Source organism: Ruegeria sp. THAF33, from assembly GCF_009363615.1.
GTDB lineage: Bacteria > Pseudomonadota > Alphaproteobacteria > Rhodobacterales > Rhodobacteraceae > Ruegeria.
This window is the reverse complement of sequence record NZ_CP045384.1, coordinates 1,141,470-1,162,906: the sequence shown is the minus strand read 5'-3', so window position 1 is coordinate 1,162,906 and position 21,437 is coordinate 1,141,470. Positions and strand designations below refer to the sequence as shown.

At 58.6% G+C, this 21,437-nt stretch carries 20 protein-coding genes and 1 pseudogene; 9 read left to right on the top strand and 12 right to left on the bottom strand.

Features of this window, described 5'->3' with window-relative positions; genetic code table 11:
• Nucleotides 1-2 precede the first annotated feature (2 nt).
• Together FIU92_RS05880 and FIU92_RS05875 are read right to left on the bottom strand one after the other, a co-directional pair.
• Nucleotides 3-2,828 (bottom strand): helicase-related protein, encoded by a 2,826-nt coding sequence (locus FIU92_RS05880; RefSeq protein ID WP_152457678.1) that lies wholly within the window; start codon nt 2,826-2,828, stop codon nt 3-5.
• A 21-nt stretch (nt 2,829-2,849) separates the two neighbouring features.
• Complete coding sequence (locus FIU92_RS05875) at nt 2,850-3,458, bottom strand: tetratricopeptide repeat protein (protein WP_152457677.1); 609 nt, start codon at nt 3,456-3,458, stop codon at nt 2,850-2,852.
• 30 nt (nt 3,459-3,488) lie between these two features.
• Between FIU92_RS05875 and FIU92_RS05870 the strand changes: the two genes are divergently transcribed.
• The 3 genes from FIU92_RS05870 (at nt 3,489) to FIU92_RS05860 (ending at nt 6,657) form a co-directional block, all read left to right on the top strand.
• Nucleotides 3,489-3,779, top strand: coding sequence for an SCP2 sterol-binding domain-containing protein (locus FIU92_RS05870; RefSeq protein WP_152457676.1), 291 nt, complete (start codon nt 3,489-3,491; stop codon nt 3,777-3,779).
• Nucleotides 3,779-4,753: an alpha/beta fold hydrolase gene (locus tag FIU92_RS05865; RefSeq protein WP_152457675.1), complete on the top strand. Its 975-nt coding sequence runs from the start codon at nt 3,779-3,781 to the stop codon at nt 4,751-4,753. Before FIU92_RS05870 ends, FIU92_RS05865 begins: the two co-directional genes overlap by 1 nt.
• A gap of 83 nt (nt 4,754-4,836) precedes the next feature.
• Entirely contained in the window at nt 4,837-6,657 is a 1,821-nt protein-coding gene (locus tag FIU92_RS05860; RefSeq protein ID WP_152457674.1) for a M3 family oligoendopeptidase, read from the top strand.
• Between the two features lie 247 nt (nt 6,658-6,904).
• On the opposite strand, the gene FIU92_RS05855 is transcribed toward FIU92_RS05860, so the two are convergent.
• Genes FIU92_RS05855 through FIU92_RS05815 form a run of 9 tightly spaced genes read right to left on the bottom strand, consistent with a single transcriptional unit; the run spans nt 6,905 to nt 14,575 of the window.
• Nucleotides 6,905-7,807: a DMT family transporter gene (locus FIU92_RS05855; protein ID WP_152457673.1), complete on the bottom strand. Its 903-nt coding sequence runs from the start codon at nt 7,805-7,807 to the stop codon at nt 6,905-6,907.
• Nucleotides 7,804-8,598: an ABC transporter permease gene (locus FIU92_RS05850; RefSeq protein WP_152457672.1), complete on the bottom strand. Its 795-nt coding sequence runs from the start codon at nt 8,596-8,598 to the stop codon at nt 7,804-7,806. The genes FIU92_RS05855 and FIU92_RS05850 overlap by 4 nt, the downstream gene beginning before the upstream one ends.
• Entirely contained in the window at nt 8,591-9,529 is a 939-nt protein-coding gene (locus tag FIU92_RS05845) for an ABC transporter permease (RefSeq protein WP_152457671.1), read from the bottom strand. Before FIU92_RS05845 ends, FIU92_RS05850 begins: the two co-directional genes overlap by 8 nt.
• The gene (locus FIU92_RS05840; RefSeq protein WP_152457670.1) at nt 9,526-10,251 is read right to left on the bottom strand and encodes an ABC transporter ATP-binding protein; all 726 of its coding nucleotides are present in this window, start codon (nt 10,249-10,251) and stop codon (nt 9,526-9,528) included. Before FIU92_RS05840 ends, FIU92_RS05845 begins: the two co-directional genes overlap by 4 nt.
• Entirely contained in the window at nt 10,245-10,928 is a 684-nt protein-coding gene (locus tag FIU92_RS05835) for an ATP-binding cassette domain-containing protein (protein WP_152457669.1), read from the bottom strand. The genes FIU92_RS05840 and FIU92_RS05835 overlap by 7 nt, the downstream gene beginning before the upstream one ends.
• Nucleotides 10,925-12,448, bottom strand: a complete 1,524-nt coding sequence (locus tag FIU92_RS05830) for an ABC transporter substrate-binding protein (RefSeq protein ID WP_152457668.1) — start codon at nt 12,446-12,448, stop codon at nt 10,925-10,927. The genes FIU92_RS05835 and FIU92_RS05830 overlap by 4 nt, the downstream gene beginning before the upstream one ends.
• 11 nt (nt 12,449-12,459) lie before the next feature.
• The gene (locus FIU92_RS05825; RefSeq protein ID WP_152457667.1) at nt 12,460-12,732 is read right to left on the bottom strand and encodes a DUF6525 family protein; all 273 of its coding nucleotides are present in this window, start codon (nt 12,730-12,732) and stop codon (nt 12,460-12,462) included.
• On the bottom strand, nt 12,729-13,364 hold the full coding sequence (locus FIU92_RS05820) for a DUF1826 domain-containing protein (protein WP_152457666.1): 636 nt from the start codon (nt 13,362-13,364) through the stop codon (nt 12,729-12,731). The genes FIU92_RS05825 and FIU92_RS05820 overlap by 4 nt, the downstream gene beginning before the upstream one ends.
• Nucleotides 13,361-14,575: a GTP-binding protein gene (locus tag FIU92_RS05815; protein WP_152457665.1), complete on the bottom strand. Its 1,215-nt coding sequence runs from the start codon at nt 14,573-14,575 to the stop codon at nt 13,361-13,363. The genes FIU92_RS05820 and FIU92_RS05815 overlap by 4 nt, the downstream gene beginning before the upstream one ends.
• 105 nt (nt 14,576-14,680) lie before the next feature.
• Between FIU92_RS05815 and FIU92_RS05810 the strand changes: the two genes are divergently transcribed.
• The 6 genes and pseudogenes from FIU92_RS05810 to FIU92_RS23185 all read left to right on the top strand — a co-directional run.
• Nucleotides 14,681-15,109 (top strand): Rrf2 family transcriptional regulator, encoded by a 429-nt coding sequence (locus FIU92_RS05810; protein WP_152457664.1) that lies wholly within the window; start codon nt 14,681-14,683, stop codon nt 15,107-15,109.
• A 158-nt stretch (nt 15,110-15,267) separates the two neighbouring features.
• Nucleotides 15,268-15,900: a tyrosine-type recombinase/integrase gene (locus tag FIU92_RS05805; protein ID WP_152457663.1), complete on the top strand. Its 633-nt coding sequence runs from the start codon at nt 15,268-15,270 to the stop codon at nt 15,898-15,900.
• A gap of 431 nt (nt 15,901-16,331) precedes the next feature.
• Nucleotides 16,332-17,285, top strand: coding sequence for an HlyD family secretion protein (locus tag FIU92_RS05800; RefSeq protein WP_254705373.1), 954 nt, complete (start codon nt 16,332-16,334; stop codon nt 17,283-17,285).
• A complete protein-coding gene (locus FIU92_RS05795; RefSeq protein WP_152457662.1) occupies nt 17,282-18,208 on the top strand; it encodes an ABC transporter ATP-binding protein in 927 nt (308 codons plus the stop codon). Before FIU92_RS05800 ends, FIU92_RS05795 begins: the two co-directional genes overlap by 4 nt.
• A complete protein-coding gene (locus tag FIU92_RS05790; protein WP_152457661.1) occupies nt 18,205-19,350 on the top strand; it encodes an ABC transporter permease in 1,146 nt (381 codons plus the stop codon). Before FIU92_RS05795 ends, FIU92_RS05790 begins: the two co-directional genes overlap by 4 nt.
• 105 nt (nt 19,351-19,455) lie before the next feature.
• Nucleotides 19,456-19,563 (top strand): annotated as a pseudogene (locus FIU92_RS23185) (integrase); the annotation flags it as partial.
• Between the two features lie 134 nt (nt 19,564-19,697).
• On the opposite strand, the gene FIU92_RS05780 reads toward FIU92_RS23185, so the two are convergent.
• Nucleotides 19,698-21,149 carry a di-heme oxidoredictase family protein gene (locus FIU92_RS05780; RefSeq protein ID WP_172978473.1) on the bottom strand — a complete coding sequence of 484 codons (1,452 nt, stop codon included), beginning with the start codon at nt 21,147-21,149 and terminating at the stop codon, nt 19,698-19,700.
• Nucleotides 21,150-21,437 lie beyond the last annotated feature (288 nt).

Below are 21,437 nucleotides of genomic sequence, written 5' to 3'. Positions count from 1 at the left end.
GATCAGTTGCCGTCCTTCAAACCCATCAGCGCGGCTGCAAACGGGTTGTCGGGATCAATCGCCTTTTCCTTTTTCGGCGGCCGCGACGAGAAGGTCTTGGCGCCCTGAGGCTTGCCGCCCTTCTTGCCATGCGGTTTGCCACGGCCATCCTGCGGTTTGCCGCGCGGTTTGCCCTTGCCCTGCCCCTGCTCGCGGCGCGGGCCTCGATTGGGCTGTCGCTGACGGGCCCAGGTGAAGGTGTAGAACACTTCAACCTCGGGTTCGTCTGACACTGGTTCCGCGGGAAGGCTGTCCGCGCCAGCCTCGGCTGCCGCCTCGGTGCCGTCGGTGGCCTCGGCTGCCGCCTCGGCGGGTGCGGCGACCTCTTCTGCCGCGACTTCACTTGCCGAGGCTTCTTCGGCGGTCGGTTTGTCCGCTTCAGCTTCCGCCGGCTGTTCGACCGGTGCAGGTTTGACTTTCGGCCGCTCGCCGCGTTCCGCCTTGTATCCCAGCCCCTGCATAAGGTCTGCGAACTGATCCAGCGTCATACCGGTGATCGACAGCATATCGGGTTTCGCTTCGAAACCGCCGCGGCTGTCTTCTGCGCGCAGCATGTCCGCCAAACGTTCCAGCATGTCGATACGGATCGAACGCTCGCCCGCATCGCGGTAGCCACACATGGTGTCATAGCCCTGCGGTGCATCCTTGGCGACCGGCACGGTCACCAGGCCCGGAGGCGGCGCTTCGGGGAATTCCTGCAACCCGCTGGACAGCGCCCAGAGCACGAGACGCAGACGTGTGGGGGCCGGTTTCAGCAGCAGCGGCATGAAAATGGTGAACTGGCCGAACCGGATACCATGCTTGCGCAAGGCGCCGCGGGCGTCCTGATCAAGATCCTTGACCTCTTGTGCGACTTGGGCGCGGGGCAGGATACCCAGCGCTTCGACCATGCGGAAAGCAAAGCCTTTGGCAAGGCCGCTGAGTTCCTCATCACGGGACAGGTTCAGCAGCGGCTCGAACAGAGCGGCCACCTTGCGGTCAATGAAGTGCTGCAAACGGCGCTGCACTTTCTGCTCGACATCCGGCCCCGCCGCTTCGTCAACGAACACTTCGACCATGGGTTTGAGAGGTTCCGCCCCGGCAACCAGCTTGCCAACGGCGTATTCACCCCACATCAGGCCACCCTGATCAGTGAAATCAATTTCAGTATCGGGCGCGTTGTAGAAGCGATCGGCGCGCAGATGGAATTGCGGCGCGAGTGCTTGCAGAGACGCCGATTTCAGAGCTTTCGCCTCGGTTCCCTGCGCGCTTTTGTCCGGGATGAACCGGAACCCTTCCAGACGACCGACGAATTCGCCTTCGACGGTCACTTCACCCTTGTCATTTACTTCGGCCAAAAGGGCCTCCTTCTGTTTGAGCCGGCGCAACAAAACCGATGTGCGCCGATCCACAAATCTTTGCGTGAGACGCTCATGCAGAGCGTCGGACAGTCTGTCTTCTACAGTGCGGGTTTCGTCACGCCAATGTGATTCGTCACGAACCCACCCTTTCCGCTGCGCAACATATGTCCACGTGCGAATATATGCCAATCTTTTAGATAAAGCGTCGATATCGCCGTGGGTCTGATCGATCCGTCTGATCTGCCGTGCCATGAACTCGTCGGGAATGGTTCCCCGTTCATGCAGATGGCCATAGATCACCTCCAGCAAGCTGGCGTGTTCCGCGTGGCTGATACCGCGAAAATCAGGGATTCTGCACACATCCCACAACAACCGGATGGACGGGCCGTCGCTTGCACGGGCGACAACCTCGGTCACTTGCGACAGCGATTTCAACGCGTTCAGGTCATCAGCAGGGCGGGCCTTGATCAGGTGTTCATCATCCGGGCTGACCTCAAGCGAGTCGATCAACGCTTCAATCGAGCCGAACCGAAGGGCGGCGTTCCGCCAGTTCAGCTTTTTCATCGGCGTAAACCGGCTGTCCATTATCGCCTGCGCCACGCCCTCGTCCAGCGGCGGGGCCTCTCCGGTTACGCCGAAGGTGCCATCCGACATCCCGCGACCTGCCCGGCCTGCGATCTGCGCCAGCTCATTCGGCGCAAGCGGACGCATCCTGCGCCCGTCGAACTTGGACAGGGATGAAAACGCAACGTGGTTCACATCCAGGTTCAACCCCATCCCGATAGCGTCCGTGGCAACCAGGTAATCAACCTCGCCGTTTTGATACAGCTCCACCTGTGCATTCCGGGTCCGCGGACTGAGCGCCCCCATGACCACCGCGGCACCACCTTTTTGGCGGCGCAGCAATTCGGCGATGGCATAGACGTTCTCAACCGAGAACCCCACTATGGCGCTGCGCGCAGGCATCCGGCTGATCTTTCTGGAGCCCGAGTAAACCAGCTGTGACATCCGCTCTCGCCGCACGAACTGCGCCTGGGGGACCAGCGCCGAAATCGGGCCACGCATTGTGTCCGAGCCCAGGAACAATGTCTCGTTCGTGCCGCGAGACCTAAGCAGACGGTCGGTGAAGACGTGACCCCGTTCCGGATCGGCACAGAGCTGGATCTCATCGATGGCAACAAAATCAGCGCCCATGCCTTCCGGCATCGCCTCAACCGTGCACACCCAATACTGGGCGCGGGGCGGTACGATCCGTTCTTCACCCGTGACCAGCGCCACCACCGACGGCCCACGGATCGCAACGATCTTGTCATAGACCTCGCGCGCCAGCAGGCGCAGCGGCAGACCGATCACGCCGGTCCGATGACCCAGCATGCGTTCAATAGCGTAATGGGTTTTACCAGTGTTGGTCGGGCCAAGTACGGCCACGATTCGGGATGACCCGCTCACATTCGCCCCCTGCCCCGAGCCTTACAGCGCCTTGCCTTCAACCTGAGGCTTCAGCCGATTCACGGCATTGGTTACTTCTTCGTGATGAGGATATATAGACAACGCCCGAGAATAAGCCTCGTAGGCTTTCCGAGGTTCCCCGATAACTTCAAAGATCAGACCCAGACCGTAAATAGCCTCATAGTGATTTGGATTCAGCGTCAGCACATGTTCCAGATCGGCGGCTGCCATACCAAATCGCTCGACCCCGAAAAAGGCAGATGCGCGCAGATGCCAGCCTTCGGCAAAATCAGGCGCGTGATCCGTCAGCGCGGTCAGGTGATCCAGAGCAGCGTCGACGTCGCCCTCATCCAAGGCCTCGCGTCCCCGCTCCAGCAGCAGATCAGCCGACGCAGACCCCGATTGCGACCACAGCGCCTGCAACTGCCGATCCAGTGCAATTGCCTGTTCCGGGGTCGACTGCGCCAGTTTTTGCAGCAACTCATCCTCGTCCCGTGAATCCGCCTGCTGCGCGAAACAATTGGTGGAAAACGTGACTAGGACAAAAAGTGCCGCAACGGTACCTTTGAGATTGTGAATTGCAATGCTCATAACAATAGGCAGTGTAGCGTTGCGACCGGGGATGTCCATTCACGGCGCACTAACAATATGAGGAAAAGCATGAGCGAGACTCTTGAAAAGGCGGCTGCCGCACTGAACGAAAAACTGGATGGCGGCGCGTTTGATGACACGGCCAAGTTCGCCATCACCGATCTGGGTTCGATCGTTCTGGACGAAAACGGTGCGCGGGTCAGCGATGAAGAGGCCAGTGTCACCATGAGCGCTGATGCAGAGACATTCGAACAGATCCTCAGCGGTGAGCTGAATCCGACCGGCGCGTTCATGTCCGGAAAGCTGAGCATTGACGGCGACATGGGTGTTGCCATGAAGCTTGCCTCGGTGCTGGCCTGATGGAGTTGTCGCCGGCCCCCTTTTTTGAAGACGTGGCCGGCGGACCTGCCGGTGGAAAGACCCATTGGTTGACGACGTCTGACCAAAAACGCATTCGCGTGGGTCACTGGCTTCCGGATGATGGCGCACATGGCACCGTCATGATGTTCCCCGGACGCACCGAATATATCGAAAAATATGGCAGTACCGCCGGTGAATTCGCGAAGCGCGGCTTTGCGATGCTGGCCGTGGACTGGCGCGGCCAGGGTCTTGCGGATCGGTTGCTGGACAACCCACGCATCGGCCATGTCGATCATTTCACCGATTACCAATATGATGTTCAGTCAACCTTGGACCTTGCGAACGCTCTGGATTTGCCCAAGCCGTGGTATGTCGTCGGGCATTCGATGGGCGGTGCCATCGGGTTGCGTGCCGTCATCGAAAAAGGGTGTTTTGCCGCGTGCGCGTTCACCGGCCCGATGTGGGGAATTTTCTTCACTCCGGTCATGAAACCTCTGAGCCGCGTTACCGCATATTGGGGCACCGCGCTTGGCCTTGGCGAACGCACCCCCCCGACCACGACGCTTGAAAGCTATGTCCTGTCGCAACCTTTCGACGGGAATATGCTGACCCGCGACCCGGACATGTACCGGATGATGCAAAATCAGCTGAATGCGCATCCCGAACTGGCTCTTGGTGCCCCTTCCAACCGCTGGCTGCGCGAGTCGCTGGACGAATGCGAATGGTTGATGGAACAGCCCGCCCCAAAAACACCCTGTCTGACTTTTCTGGGCAGCCACGAACAAATCGTGGATCGCAAGGCCATACGGGCGCGCATGGCCAATTGGCCGAATGGTACATTGATCGAAATCCCGAACGGTGAACATGAAGTGCTGATGGAAGCACCGGACGTTCGGAGCCCGGTTCTGGACCAGCTTGCCAGTCATTTCCGGGCCAACCAATCAAATGGGGCGTCCAAGCTGGTTTCCACGTAAACCTTTTCACCTTGGGATTGGCCGCTTGTGATCCGCGCGCGCCAACCCTAGATGTTTGCAAAGCAGTCTACAAAAGGTGATCCATGCGCGACCTTCCCTTTCCCGTCCGTGACGCAAACGCAATGGGCGGTGCCGACAATCTGGGCAATCTTCCCGAATGGGATCTGACGGATCTCTACGCCTCGGAAGAGGCGCCCGAACTGGCGCGCGACTTGGACTGGCTGGAAGGCGAATGTGCCGCCTTTGCTGCCGACTATGAAGGCAAGCTGGCAGAGCTGGACGCCGCGGCCCTTTTGGCCTGCGTTCAGCGCAATGAAAAGATCAACGCCGTCGCAGGCCGTATCATGTCCTTTGCCGGTCTGCGCTATTACCAGCTGACCACCGACGCAGAGCGGGCCAAGTTCCTGTCGGACATGCAGGAAAAGATCACCGTGTTCACAACGCCTCTGGTGTTTTTCACGCTCGAGATCAACCGGATCGAAGATGATGTGCTTGGGGCGCATTTTGCTGCCAACCCGGATCTTGCCCGATACGAGCCCGTGTTCCGGCGCATCCGCGCGATGAAGCCCTATCAGCTGTCTGACGAGCTGGAAAAATTCCTGCACGATCTGGGCGTTGTCGGCGACGCGTGGGAGCGTCTTTTCGACGAAACCATCGCCGGACTGACCTTTACGGTGGACGGCGAAGAGCTGAACATCGAAGGCACCCTGAACCTGTTGACCGAACAGGACCGGTCCAAGCGCGAGGCCGCGGCGCGCGAACTGGCCCGCGTGTTTCAGGAGAACATCAAAACATTTGCCCGTGTCCACAACACGCAGGCCAAAGAGAAAGAAATCGTCGATCGCTGGCGCAAGATGCCGACCGCGCAAACAGGGCGTCACTTGTCGAACGATGTCGAACCCGAAGTGGTCGAAGCCCTGCGCGAGGCGGTCGTGGCCGCCTATCCCAAACTCAGCCATCGGTACTATGAGCTCAAGCGCAAGTGGCTGGGGCTGGATGTGATGCAGGTCTGGGACCGCAACGCGCCGCTGCCGATGGAAGACACCCGCACCGTGTCGTGGGAGGACGCCGAGAAAACCGTGATGGAAGCCTACGCCGCCTTCGATCCCCGCATGGCCGACATCGCGGCGCCGTTCTTCTCGAAAGGCTGGATCGACGCGGCGGTGAAACCCGGCAAGGCCCCGGGCGCCTTCGCGCATCCCACCGTGACCGAGGTGCATCCTTACGTGATGCTCAACTATCTGGGCAAGCCGCGCGACGTGATGACCCTGGCGCACGAGCTGGGCCACGGGGTACATCAGGTGCTGGCCGCCGATCAGGGCGAGATGCTATCCTCGACGCCCCTGACACTGGCTGAAACCGCCAGCGTCTTCGGCGAGATGCTGACCTTCCGCAAGATGCTGGACCAGGCCGAAACGCCCGAACAGCGCAAGGTTCTGCTGGCCGGCAAGGTCGAGGACATGATCAACACGGTGGTCCGCCAGATTGCCTTCTATGACTTTGAATGCAAACTGCACGCCGCCCGCCGCGAGGGGGAGCTGACCCCGGGCGACATCAATGCCCTGTGGATGAGCGTTCAAGCCGAAAGCCTTGGCCCGGCATTCGAATTCATGGACGGGTACGAGACCTTCTGGGCTTATATCCCGCACTTTGTTCATTCGCCCTTCTACGTTTACGCCTATGCCTTCGGCGACGGGTTGGTGAACGCGCTATACTCGGTCTATGAAAGCGGCGCCGAAGGTTTCGAGGACAAGTATTTCGAAATGCTGCGCGCAGGTGGATCAAAGCACCACAAGGAACTGCTGGCCCCGTTCGGGCTGGATGCCAGTGACCCGAAATTCTGGGACAAGGGCCTGTCGATGATCTCGGGCTTCATTGACGAGCTGGAGGCGATGGAGGGCTGAGACGCCCGTAACAGAGGGTGGCGACATCTGCCTTGTGGAAAAAACTTGCCATGCCCGGCAATGTCGCGCCCAAGGGGACCTTGAATGCCCGCTACGCGGACAATGCTGCCGATAAGTCAGTTTGTCTGGATGTTTGACACGGCCCATTGCGGACCTTCACCAAAGTCATCTTTGCGGCAGCGCAGCCTCGCCAAAGCGGACATTGATCGGCTGCCGATAAATTGAGGGTCTCATTCAAGAATAGCCTTTAGGAAAGATGCTTGCCGCGCGACTCTCCACCTTTTTCCGCCGCCGCGATCGCCGCTCCGGCCAAAATGAGTGGCGCTGCAAGTAGGAAGCTGGTGGCAAGGCTCAGGCGGAAAATGAAAACATCCGCGAGAATTGGCCAGAGCAGCGCGATGTACTCGAAGGGCGCAAGCCGCGATGCCTCGGCATAGCGAAATGCCAGTGTCATCGCGATGTGGCCGAAACCACCGAACAGACCCGACAAGATCAGGAAACCAAGTATCGGCCCGTTGGGCACGACCCAACCCCAAGGCAGTGTGGCGATGCCGCCTATCATTGACGCCAGAACGAAATAGAACGCGATGGCCCCGGGGCTTTCTGTCTTGTTGAGGCTGCGTACCATGATGAGAGCTAGGGCGGTCAAGACAGCTGTGGCAAACCCTAAGAAGTACCCCATCAGCCGACCGCGCTCCCAGGAATAGGTTGTCAGTTCAGGCCAGATGAGCACGACAATGCCTGCAAATCCGAGCGCGAGGCCCCAGATGCGCCATCGGGTCAGGCGCTCAGCCAGAAGGATTGCCGCTCCAAGCGCCATCAAGATCGGGGAGAGTTGCGAGATCAGGATGGCCTCTGCAAGGTTTAAACGTGCGACGGCAGCAAAGGATCCAAACAAGGCAAGAGCGCCAAAACCGGCCCTCAGAAAATGGGCGCCGGGCCGCTCGGTCGCGAGGCCACTCGGAAACTCCCCTCGAATCCAAAGGAAGACTACGAGCGGAAAAATGGCAAAAAAGGAGCGGAAAAATACGATCTGCCCAAGCGGGACACCCGCGCTGACGGCTTTCACACTGACGAACATGCCTGCCATGAGCAGCCCAGACAGGATGCGCAGGCTGATCCCGAGTCTTGGAAAGTCATAATCTCTCACTTGGGGTAGTCCCGTTCCGCCAAGGCGTCACGCAGTGCGTCGCCTGTCAGGTTGATCGCCAAGACGCAGAGGACAACCGCAAGTCCGGGCCAGACCATCTGCAAGGGGGTGGAGCGCAAGTGAACCCGCACATCCAACAGCATCGAGCCCCATTCCGGGTTCGGCGGTTGCACTCCAAATCCCAAAAAGCCGAGTGCCGAGATGCCGAGGATCGCGCGGGCGAACATGCCGGTCCAGACGACTGTGAGGGACGGGATCAGAAATGGCAGATAGTGCCAGCGGGCTATAGACCAGGCCGACAGAGCGGCGAGGCGGGCCTGCACGACGTAGCCACGGCTTTGAACCGACAAGCCGATGCCGCGCGCGACGCGGGCATAGCGCATCCAGCCGGTGACGCTCAGGGCAAAGATCAGGCTCCAGGTCCCGGCGCCCATCAGCCCGGCAATAACGATTGCCGCCACAAGCTCCGGGAAGGCAAGAAACGTGTCCGTGGTCCGCATCACCATCCAATCCGCACGTTTGCCGCCCAGAGCCGCGACAAGCCCGATTGCGGTGCCGATTACAAGGCTGATGACCGAGATCAGGAAGGCCAATCCCAGCGACCAGCGCGCACCGTGCAGCAAACGCGACAGAATATCCCGACCCATTGCGTCGGTCCCAAGCAGAAAATCGGAATTTGGCGGTGACAAACGTTTCGGGATATTGATTGCCGTTGGATCGTAAGGCGCAAGCACGGGTCCAAGACCGGCCAGCAGCAAAAAGACGATCGCCAGCACCCAAACGCTACGCATCGCTCTCTCCGATCCGAGGATCAATGATGCGGTAGGTCAAGTCGATGGCCAGGTTGACGGCGACGAACACCAGCGCGGTCAGGACCACAACGGCCTGCACATGGGCAAAGTCTCGGGCAAGGATGGCTTGCACAAGAAACGTGCCGAGGCCCGGTCTGCCAAAGATTACCTCAACAAGGACGAGCCCTTCGAGGAGGAAGGCCAGTTCCAATCCAAAAACAGTGACAACGGGTATCGCAGCGTGGGGGGCGACATGGTCTCTTCCAATGGATTTTTCGACAATCCCACGTCTTCTGAACGCCGGAAGGAAAGGCTGGCCGCGCGCCTCAAGAATACCGGAGCGAATGATCCGCGTGAGCGATGCCGCAACTCCCAGCCCAAGCGTCAGCGCAGGCAGGATGGCGTGAGCCGGTGTGCTTGCACCAAGCGCGGGTAGCCAAGCAAGTTTTACTGAGAAAAGCAGGATAAGGATCAGGCCCAGCCAATAGGCCGGGATCGCGTTGCCGAGCGAGGCGGCCGCCACGGCGAGCCTGTCCATCAATCCGCCGGGACGTTTCGTGGCCAGAATTGCCAAGGGTATAGACACTGCGAGACCGACAGCCAGTGATGAGAAGGCCAGCGGAAAAGTATGGCTGATCGCCGCCGCAAGATCGGGCCAGACAGGACGGCCGGTGACCGATGAAAAGCCGAGGTCCAATGTGAGCAGTGGCCCAAGCCATGCCCAGAAGGCTTGCCAGAATGACCTGTCCAAGCCGACTTCTTGACGAACCTGGTCAACGACCTCATCGGTCAGGAGCGCATCGAACCGAGCCATGGCAATGGCTTGTGCCGGATCGCCCGGCGCATTCCATAGCAAGACAAACGTGAGGATGGTGGTGCCAGACAGCACAACGAACGCGCGCAGCAAAAGTCCACAGATGGCTTTGATCATGCGACGGCCTCGAGTGCCCCAAGTGCGATTGCAGCGTCGCGTAGGGTGCGGCAGTATTTTGATCGCGGGTTCAAGGCAAATGTTTCAGAATCCGCAATTTCCTCGATCCGCCCGGCTTTCAAAACGGCGATCTGATCCGAATGGGCCACGGCATAGCCGAGGTCGTGAGTTACAATCAGCGCAGCAAAGCCTTCTTCGCCTTGAAGATCGGATATCAGCCGCGCTGTGTGCTTCTGTGTAACGGCATCCAAGGCGGAGAGCGGTTCATCAAACAGGATCAGTGGGGGTGATGCGATCAAAGCGCGCAGGATGCCCGCGCGTTGGGCCTGCCCGATCGAGACTTGTCCGGGACGGCGATCCAGAATTTCCAATGGCAGATCGAGTTCGGCGCAAAGTCGCTGCAGCCGCCCTTGCGCCAGTTTGATATTCTGCGCGACGACCGGTTCCATGATCGATTGGCGCAAGCTCAGCACCGGATTGAAAGCCGCGCGGGGCTCTTGCATGACGAGGGCTGGACGGACCATGCGCGTCGGTGCGCCGTTCCAGGTAATCTGCCCGCCTGAGGGTTTCAGAAGACCGAGGATCGCTGCAATCAGAGTGGATTTTCCAGCACCGCTCTCGCCGACAACGGCAAGGGTCTCGCCAGCAGGCAAGGACAGCGAGATGTCGTGTAGTGTCACACGCGCCCCGCGTTTCACCTTGAGGTTGCTCACGGTCAACATGGCAGCGCCAACCAACTGCGATGTGCGGAAAGCGACTTCGCCGCCTGAGTCTGCGGGTTTTCCAGAATGTCTTCGGTGCGACCTCGCTCAACCAAGCGCCCTGCGTCCATTACCATGAGCGTATCTACCCAGCGCGCTGCGAGGCCAAGATCGTGCGTAATCAGAAGCATCGCCGTATTTCTGTCATTCAGAGTGACGCTCAGAAGGTCCATTGTTGTGGCTGCCACCACGGGATCGAGCGCGGATGTCGGCTCGTCCAGCACGATCAGATCAGGCGCGCCGATCAACGCCATGGCAATGACAAAACGTTGCTGCATCCCACGGCTCCAGCCCCAAGGGCGTTTGCGCATGTCGCCGCCCTCGATCTTCAACGCCTGGAACAACCCGACCCGGTCCGTGCTGCCCGTTGCGAGACCAAGTGCCATTTCCGCTTCGCGCCAGTGAAACGCCACGGATCGCAACGGATCGAGCGCCTCATCCGCGCTTTGTGGAACATGAGCGACGCTGTAACCTCGCGCGCGCAAGTCGTCGATCAGCACATGGCCCAGAGTGGATTTGCCGGAGCCCGACGCACCGACCAGGCCGATGCGGCTTCGAGGTGGGATCTCCAGAGATGTGGGGTGAAGGATGGTCCGACCCGAGCGCGCCGCACTCAGACCGGTCACGTTCAGCGTCATTTGGTCAGTTTCGTCTCATGATTGATCCAGTAAGTCTCGGTGGGATGCACCTGATAACCGGTCAGGCCCGGCACACCGACATTGGTCTGGCTGACATGAAACACCGGAATCAAAGCGGCCTCGGACGCAATGATGTGCTGAACCTCGTCGTAGATTGCCATGCGTGCGTCGTGGTCGAACGTCAGACGCCCCAGATCAAGCAACTCATCCAAACGCGCATTCGCAAAGCGCCCGGAGTTCGAACTTCCATCAGACTTCAACAGTGTCTCCAGAACGGCACCCGGATCACCCTGCGGCGTTGTCACCCAGGCTTGCAGGAAAAGGTCGGCGTCACCTGCCGCGATTGCATCATTGCTTGCTCCCCATTCGCCAACGGTTATGTTGGCCTTGACGCCAATCGTTGCAAGGAAGGCTTGCGTCAACTCCGCCGTCGGCGGCAGTGCGGCCCGCGAGGAGTAGGTGACAATATCAATTTCCAGCGGTGTGCCGTCCAGCATCCAGGTCCCACCTTCCTTCACCGCTCCCGCCTGGGCCAGCAGCGCCTCGGCTTTTGCAGGATCATAGGGTGCAGAGATATCTGCTGCCCAGCCTTTGCCCGCGGGAAAAACAGTGCCTGCCGGGACACCACCAACGCCAGACAGGGCCGCGTCGACGATGCCCTGACGGTCGATCGCATAGGAAACCGCTTGGCGAATGAGCGGGTTTGCCATGGGGCCATTCTTGGCGTTCACTGTGAAGAAGTAGAGCCGTGCCGTGGGCGCTGAGAAACCCTGCGCACCCGTTTCCTTGATGCGTTCAAAGTCGGTTTCCGGGTAGTTGATCACCAGGTCAATCTCGCCCGCCTCAAATGCCAAGGCCGCAGTGGCAGGGTTCGCCGAAGCGACGACGCGGACTTCTTCGAGGCCGGGCGTCCCTTGCCAGTAATTCAGGTTTGCCTCGGCACGATAGAGCTGTTCCGGCACCGCTTCCTTGAACACGTAGGGACCCGTAGCGTTGATGGGAAACGCATCGGACGGTTCACCCAGAACCGCAATCGCGGGTTCGGACAGAGTCCAAGGGAAAGCGGCATTCGGGCTGTTGGTTTCAAAAACAACGACGCGGTCGCCGTCGATCGACATACCCGCAAGATCGAGCAGTTTGGAAGCCCGTGCATTGTGGCCGGGGTGCTCCTCATCTGAGATCGGAGCGATTGAATCAATGACGGCCTGTGCCGTTACCGGGCTACCATCATGAAAGGTCAGCCCTTCGCGCAGGGTTACACGCCACGTCGTTGGCGACGCCTGTTCAATACTCTCCGCCAGACGCGGATAGAGGTTCATGTCATAGTCGATCCCCATGAGCGTTTCAGTCACGCCGGTCTGGTTCGACATCCAGCCATTGTAGCTGGCCCGCGGATCAGGCACTTCGGCCGTCGGACCAAAGCCAACGGAAATGGTAAGAGCGCCCTCTTGGGCCGCTGCGGGCAGCGTAGTGCCGAGTGCAATAGCTCCTGCTACCGCCAACCGGGAAAAGAAAGACATAAGGGTTTCCTTCAGGACATGGAGTTGAGTTTGAAAACGGTGGATTGCCGATCACGGGCAAGTGTGCGGGCTTCGGCTTGGGCAAGCGAAACGAGTGCCTCGTCGTCCGACAGCCCCCGCGCCCGAGACTTGGACCAAATGCGGCGCACCGAGGCGGGCGACCATGGCAGAGCAGCTTGTGCGACCCATTGTCGGACGGGTTGCGGCAAACTGTCAAAGGCATCCATCGGGTCTCCTGCACGCTTTCTGCGACGCAGACTGCATTGACCGAGATTGCGTTTCATTCAGCTTCGTCCGGGTCCAAAATTGGGTCGACAACGAGCACCAGACGGGTTTCGCCCGTCCCTTCAATCGGCGGTGAACGATGCAAAAGGCCTGACGGCGGTTCGGCAGGCCAGAGCGTGCCTCGCAGGAGGATTGGCGCGCCTGTTGGTACCGTGAATACACGCTTTGGTTCGGCGCCATCCGTGGAAACACCATATTGGGTTCCCGTGCCACGATAGGTGCACACAAGGCGGGCGGTAACCGCGTCGATGTGGAACCTGCGACACGCGTTGGTTTGGATCCTGTCCAGCCGCAGACGCAGGTAATCCGTCTGCATCAGGTCCGCGAACATGCGCGCCATTTCCGCGATATCAGCCTCAAGCCAGGCACGTTCGCCTCCGTTTGGCATGGCCGACATATCGCAAAGATGTCCAACGGTTTCGGCCACGGCACCCTTGGGGAGAATGACGCGGCCATTCGGCAAGGCATCTTCGGGCACGGATTCAAGCCAGGACTGCACATCTTTCGGCATGTTTCGCCGCCAAATAGCCGCAGCGCATCCCGGCTGCAAAAAGGCGCGCAGTCCCGCGGGGTCGTCCGCAACAGCAACGCCGACTGCTGCGCCTTTGAATGTTTTGCGGACGAAGCTCATGCCGCGTCCTCAACGCGCCGCCAGCCGGGAAACGGGTCTGGCATGTCCAGCGGCAAAGCATCTGGTCCGGCAGCCATGACCGATGGCACGAGGCAGGCATCGAGTTTTTCCTTGAGAGCAGGCCAATCAACGCCAGAACCAATAAACACAAGCTCTTGCCGCCGGTCTCCCCAAGGCTCAACCCAATGCCGCTGCATGTACTCGCGCGCTGATGCGTGGTCTGGCCAACGCTCTTGGGGGACAGATGCCCACCATGTCCCGATAGGTTTGACGCTGGACAACGCGCCGGCCAGAGAGAACTCGGCCACCCATTCAGGGCGGGTTGCGATCCAGAAATGACCCTTCGCTCGAATCACCCCGGGCATATCCCCATTCAGAACCGCGAGAATCTTTTCCGGGATGAAGGGCTGGCGCGCACGGTAAACGTAGGAGGTCACCCCATACTCTTCGGTCTCCGGCGTGTGGTCTGCAAAGCCGTAGAGTTCCTTGGCCCACATCGGATGCTCATGCGCCTTGTCGAAATCGAACAGCCCGGTGTCGAGGATCTTGTCTGCGGCAACCTCTGAATGGTTCGTCTCGATGATTTCGGCATCCGCGTTCAGACTGCGAATGATCTTGCGGGCAGCATCGACCTGACCTTCGGTCGCGTCAGCGACCTTGTTGAGGATCACCACATCGGCAAATTCGATCTGGTCAGTCAGAAGATGCACCAACGTGCGTTCGTCTTCATCGCCCATGACTTCGCCGCGATCCCGCAGGAAATCGTGGCTGGAGAAATCCTTGAGCAGGTTCACCGCATCCACGACTGTCACCATCGTGTCGAGCCGCGCAACATCAGACAAGCTGTCGCCAAACTCGTCGCGGAATTCGAATGTGGCCGCTACCGGCAGCGGCTCGGATATGCCGGTGCTCTCGATCAGCAGGTAGTCAAACCGGCGCTCAGCGGCCAAGCGACGCACCTCATTGAGAAGGTCGTCACGCAACGTGCAGCAGATGCAACCGTTGGACATCTCAACCAGTGTCTCGTCCGTTCGGCTGAGTTCGGTGTCCGCGCGCACCAGATCGGCGTCGATGTTCACTTCCGACATGTCGTTGACGATCACAGCAACACGCCGCCCTTCTCGGTTGTTCAAAACCCGGTTCAACAGGGTGGTTTTGCCGGCGCCAAGGAATCCGGACAGGACGGTGACGGGTAGACGGGAATCTGGCATGTCTGAACTCCAATGGTTGCTGCAACAGTCACGCAACTTACGCAGTTACTAGACGAATGCAACTGCCATTGTTACGTTTGGATCTGACCCGGAGAAGAATTGCCCATGAAGCGAAACAGCCGCCTGTCCCTTGCCTTGCATACCCTGAGCCACATGGCCGGAGAACCGAACCGCGTGCGCACTTCGTCGGACATTGCCGATCACGCTGGAACAAATCCTGTGGTCGTGCGCCGAGTCCTCGGAAAACTGCGCGAAGCCGGGCTTTTGCATTCTGAGAAAGGCCATGCAGGCGGTTGGCGTCTGGCCAAGTCAGCCGACAGCATCACGCTTGCGGACGTCTATTTGGCACTCGACGAAAGGCTTGTTTCTGGGACTGGCGGCGATGCTGAACCTTCTGACTGCAGCGTCGAAACAGGCCTGCAAGCACGTATTGCGGAAGTCCTCGACGATATCGAAGCAAACCTCGTGGAGCGCCTGCGCGAAACCACGATCACGGATGTTCATCCCAGCAGCTGCAGCTATTGCGCGAGATGAGACCTAGAAGTTCCCGAGTTCAATAAGACTAAGTCTCAGACTCTTTCAGTTTGATAGGCAAGTCGGCGCTGCGATCAATTTTCCGGCTCCCGTGGTATGCTTCAGCGGCAACATGGGGTTGTCGTTTTGGGCGAGCATGGCGGATCGGAGGATCAGTCATGGAAACACCAAACCTACCTGCCATTCGTGCGTTTCGGCCAGCCTGGAACAAAGGGCGCATCGTCGGCCAGAAACGCCCGCTCAAGCCAAAACACGTCTGGGCGATCCGCGTCCGACTTGACCTGGCCGAAAACCATCGCGACCTTGCGCTGTTCAACATGGCGATCGATAGCAAGCTGAGGGGCTGTGATCTGGTGAAGATGAAAGTCGTCGACGTCATGGCGTCCGGTCAAATCAAAGAACGTGCGTCTGTCCTGCAAAGCAAAACCCACAAACCTGTTCGTTTCGAAATCTCGGAAGGCACGCGTGTTTCGGTCGAGAAATGGATGGAAGACGAACTCATGGTCGGCTCCGAGTACCTTTGGCCCGGACGCTTCCACGAGCGTCTGCACATCTCCACCCGACAATATGCGCGAATCGTCAGAGATTGGGTAACATCGATCGGCCTTGAAGCGAGCGCATATGGTACACACTCGATGCGGCGCACCAAGGTCACTCAGATCTATAAGAAAACAGGAAACCTGCGGGCCGTTCAGCTATTGCTTGGTCATACGAAAATGGACGGCACGGTTCGGTATCTAGGAGTCGAACTCGAGGATGCCTTGACGATCGCCGAGGCGGTGGAAACCTGAAGGCTTGGGCCGTCTTCACGGACGGCCCGGAGTCGACATTCAACCTACTGCCTTGGCGCTGCAGTCGCAGCCATAAAACCTGCCGTTCGCTGCGTGCGCAAAACCCCGATGCGTATGAACACGCAGTTCGCGGGACAAAGTGAGCTTTTAGTACGTTGCTCACGCTACACCCAGCGGAATTATTGGCTCGAACGACGTCGAATGTTGCCGCCAGAACATCCAGAATCTCGAAGTGGTGGATATCGGCAGTGGCGTGCATTTCCGGTAGGAAGACAATCCCTACCTTATCGAGAAAAAGTTCGAAGACTGGCGCACCTGCCTGCGCGACGTTTCTACAGGGCGATATATACAAATCAAATTTCCTGATTGTATGGTTCAGTAACCGGCCCACCTGAATAGCGGCCAGCAACCGGAGGGTAACCTTGCTGAATATGACGATTCCCATACCCTTGATACTGGCCGCTGTGCTGCCCGCCATTCTGGACCGGTGCTCTGGGTCCGATACCAGCGTCGCCTTGGGCGTTTTGGCACGAGATCGTGTGGCCTTGACCGCGACAGCCAGCGAAATTGTCGTCGATTTACCGGTTGCAGAGGGAGCCGTGGTAAAGGCAGGTGACACGCTGGTTCAGCTTGATCCAACATTGCAAAGCGCAAAGTTAGCACTGGCGCAGGCGGAACTGGAAAAGGCCCAGGCCACGCTTCTGAAACTGCAGGTGGGGCCGCGAGAGGAGGAGATTGCGATAGCCGAAGCCAAAGTCGCGGGCGCTGTTGCACGTCTTGCCGATGCCGAGGCTATCTATGACCGAAACGCCAGACTGGTCGAGAACTCGGTCGTGACCGAGGCTCAGGTGGCAAATGATCTGGCCCTGCGCGATTCCGCGCGGGCTGAGTTGGCCAGCGCTCAACAATCCCTGAAAGAGCTGCAAAACGGCACCCGCCCCGAAGACCTTGCGGTTGCCGAAGCCAATGTGCGGGCAGCAGAAGCCTCGATCGCCGCCGAGCAGACTGTACTGGATAATTTGACTGTCACGGCCACCCGCGACGGCGTATTGGATTCCCTGCCGTGGAATTTGGGTGAACGAGTAACATCCGGTAGCCCGGTGGCCGTGATAGTCACGGGCCAAATCCCCTATGCGCGCGTCTACGTTCCCGAGCCACATCGCGTCAATCTGAGACCCGGCGATTCGCTGGAAGTGCGCGTTGACGGGCTGGCCGATCCATTGGATGGCGTGATCCGCTGGATCAGCGACGACGCGTCCTTCACCCCCTATTACGGATTGAACAAGGACGACCGCACGCGCCTTGTCTATTTGGCTGAGATTGACCTGCCCACTGCAACACCCGATCTGCCCGCCGGTGTACCAGTGCAGGTCAAAATGCCATGAGTGACGTCGTCGTCTCGACGCAAGGTCTGACCCGTCGGTTTGGGGAAAACACCGCCGTCAACAATCTGGATCTCGAAATCCGAACCGGCCAGATTTACGGATTTCTCGGCCCCAATGGCTGCGGCAAGACCACCACCATGCGGATGCTTACCGGCTTGCTCACCCCCAGCAGTGGGGCGATCTCGGTTTTGGGCCGGTCAATGCCCGACGCGGCTGAACCGTTAAAAGATGAGATCGGGTACATGACCCAGATCTTCTCGTATTACCGCGACCTGACCGTTCTGGAGAACCTCCGGTTTGCGGCTGAAATCTATGGCATTCCAGCCAAATCGGCGGCAAACCGGATCGACGAGTTGCTAAACACCTATGACCTGACAACCAATGTGCATCAGCTAAGCGGTAGCATGAGTGGCGGACAGCGACAGAAACTGGCGCTTGCGGCGACCGTCATGCACCGACCAAAGCTGCTGTTTCTGGATGAACCGACCTCTGCCGTTGACCCTGAAACCCGTCGCACATTCTGGGAACAGCTGTTCGATCTGGTCGATCAGGGCGCGACGATGATCGTCTCGACACATTTCATGGACGAGGCCGAGCGCTGTCACCGGTTGGCGATCCTGCAACACGGGGTGAAAAAGGCAGACGGGTCTCCGCGTCAGTTGATGGACGATCTGCAGGCCGATGTTGTCGAAGTTGAAGGCCCAGACCTGCGCAAGGTCAAACACGCGTTGGACGGCCAGCCCAAGATCCTGTCGACCGCGCAAGTCGGGTCGCGGCTACGTGTGCTGGTAGAAAAATCCGAACCTCAGCCGGTGGACATGTTGCGCGGCCAACTTGCTGCGTTTCCCGACCTGTCCCTGACTCCGCAGCGACCAAATCTGGAAGACGTGTTCGTCAGCGCCACACGGGGGCCAGAACAGTGATCTCGCCACGCCGCATCGTTGCTGTACTGAAGAAAGAACTGCTGCAACTACGGCGAGACCGGATGACGTTCGCCATGGTCATCATGATCCCGCTGATCCAACTGCTGCTGTTCGGCTATGCGATCAACACCAACCTGCGCCATGTGCCCGTAGCAGTGGTGGACCAATCCGGAACCGAGCTGTCCCGCACATTGGCGCAGATCGTTCAAGCCACGCAGGTCGTGACCATCACCGAACAACTAACAACCCCGCAAGAAGCCGAACGCGCGATCACTGAATCCCGCGTGCGCGCCGCGCTGATCATTCCGCCCGATGTCAGCCAACGCCTTGCCCGCAGCCCCTCTGTCGGTTTGGGTCTGCCCAACGCAACGGACCAGACCAGCAGTCGGCCCGTTGCCCATTGGATCGTCGATGGTTCGGACACCATGGTCGCCAGCGCAATCAAATCCCTGCGCACGATGCCTTTGACAGAACTGCTGAAACAACCACCAAACCGGCTGGTGCCCACCTTCGAGGTGACGCTTTACTTCAATCCTGAGCAGCGGTCGGCGGTCAATATCGTGCCGGGTCTTGTCGGTGTGATCCTAACCATGACGATGATCCTGTTCACCTCCGCCGCCATCGTCCGCGAACGCGAGCGGGGCAATATGGAGATGCTGATCAACACCCCGATCAAATCGATCGAACTGATGATCGGCAAGATCATCCCCTACATCTTTCTGGGCGTGATACAGGTCGCAATCATCCTGGGCCTCGGGCACATCCTGTTCGATGTCCCGATAAACGGCGGATTGGGCACTTTGCTTATAGTGACCTTGTTGTTCATCATCGCCAGCCTGTCGCTTGGGCTGGTGATCTCGACCCTGGCTCAAAACCAGCTCCAGTCGATGCAAATGACCATCTTTGTCCTACTGCCTTCAATCCTAATGTCCGGCTTCATGTTCCCCTTCGACGGCATGCCCAAACCTGTCCAAATGATTGCTCAAGTTTTACCTGCGACGCACTTCATGGACATGATTCGCGGTGTGGTTCTTCGAGATGCTTCGCTCTACGAGTTGCGCTGGGGGATTCTCTGGATGATCGGATTTGCGGCATTCGGATTGTTGGCGGCAACTCTGAGGTTCAAGAAGCGGTTGGGTTGAAGACCCCCGGCCCTTACCTGCCGTTGGCTTATGGGCGTCCTTGCCGTGGTGCGGCCCGCCAAACCAGTGGTTCGCTCCAAGAGTTTGCGGCACAACCAAGAAAACAGGAACCTGCGTACGGTTCAACCTCTGCTAGGTCATACGAAAATGGACAGTACAGTCAGGTATCTGGGCGCTGAGTTAGAAGACGCGTTTGTGGTTGCAGAATTCTGATGATGTGGGCAGCTCAACTCTCATGGAGCGGTCGCTGCCCACATTCCGGACATTCACTGAACGCGCAGTATCCGGGAGGCAAGAATTCACTCGGCACCGGCCAAATCTGCCGGTCCACTTTTCTCAGGCAGCACTTATTCTTCGACCGCCTTATATATGGTTAGATTCTCCAGAAAGGCGACAATTTTAGTTTGTTCGCTTTCGCTGAGGTGGCTATAGGCAGTGGCGCTGTCTGAGGCGTCACCTGCATGACTAACAATTGCCTCTTGCAGAGTGGTCGCACGACCATCGTGTAGCCAGGGTCCAGTTGCGCCGACACCCGCCAGTGATCGCGTCAGAAACATAGATGCCCCCAACCCAAGAGGGTCATCAGGATCTGCCAAGTCGGAACCCATATCGTGTCGTTTAAAATCTGTGTACCATCGGGCCACTGGCTCACCTTCGGTATTCTGCCGCATTGCACCTAGATGGTGGATTGAACCGTCCAGCAGCTCAATCGAGTTGTTGGGTTGATCTCCGGCCAGATTGAATGTGATTGCACTGGCGACGGTCAGGCCATGAGTATTAGGGTCAGATCCATCGGGAAACCTGGCATCGTAGAAACCCGGAATTTCGCTGGGTTCTTTGAACGTTGTATCCCGAAGGCTCATCTCTGGCGTGTGACAACTGGCGCAGCCGGTTTGAGCGAATAGCGCCTCTCCTGCCAGAATATCGGTTCTTTCGGACCCGGAAAGATCGATCAAACCCAGATCGGCCAGTTCAATCTTGGTTACTGGCCGTTCGAGGGCCGCCATGTATACTGTAAGCGCCGTCACATCGCCGACGGTCAACTCATTCACTACACCATCGAAATCGCCATCCTGGTCTCCAACAAGCTCGACGGCCTGTAATCCCAGTTCGTTGTGCGCAGCATTCCTCGTGAATCCTCTGATCGTTGCATGATTACCTTTCCATCCAAACGGTTTGATCACGAGGTCCGGGTCGATGCCACTCAATCCGCTGGAATCCGTGTCGACGGAACAGGGGTCTTGCGAAGCACGCTTAAGTGTCAACGTTCCATAGTCTACGCCTTTGGACTCTAGCTGAACTGAGGCGCGACCCGAAGTGCAGGCAACCTGATGGGCGGCATCACGCTGTTGATACAGGTCCGTGCTAATTTCTTCTGCAAGCCGCTGAGGGATACCAAGCGCAAACAGGGGGAGTGTATTTCTCTCAAGATATCTGGTTGCGTCGCCCGTATGCGCGGGATCCACAAGAACGTTCATTGCAACGTCACCCGCCCCATTGGCAATCGGTGCGTTATGACAGGCAATACAAGATGTCGCGTTAGCCCCTCCTTCGCGCTTCGGAAAATGCGAAGCCCACTCCGATAGATCGGCGAGATCAGCCCGGGGAATACGCGTGAAACGACGGCCTTCGCCGATATTAGCACCGACCCCGCGCGCTGCGTCAAAGCTGAACTCGGTTAGTTCATCCCCTGCCGAGAAGGCCTCTAGAAACGCCTTGGTTGCCTCTCTGTTCTGTATCATGCGCGATAATTTGTGCTGATCGACGGGCGCAGGTTCCTCATCTGCCAAAGCCGCCATTGGTGTTAGGCTTGCCAAAACAAAGCACAGAATTCTTGGTCGCATATTGTGTCCACTTCTCGGTTGCTGGCCAGTCTATTCGTGACGGCTGAAGGAACTTGAGTGACATGTTTTTCCACCTGAAAACCATTGAACCCAGGCTGCGAGTGCGCGGTCTAAGCCAAAGTCATATAGACGTCTGACACCGAAAACTTCACCGTGAAGAACACATTGTGAGCGTGTCGATCTTGAGCATTTCGGCCCTGCTACACCGATCTATGACTTTGGCTTATGGCGCCAAAAATCGGG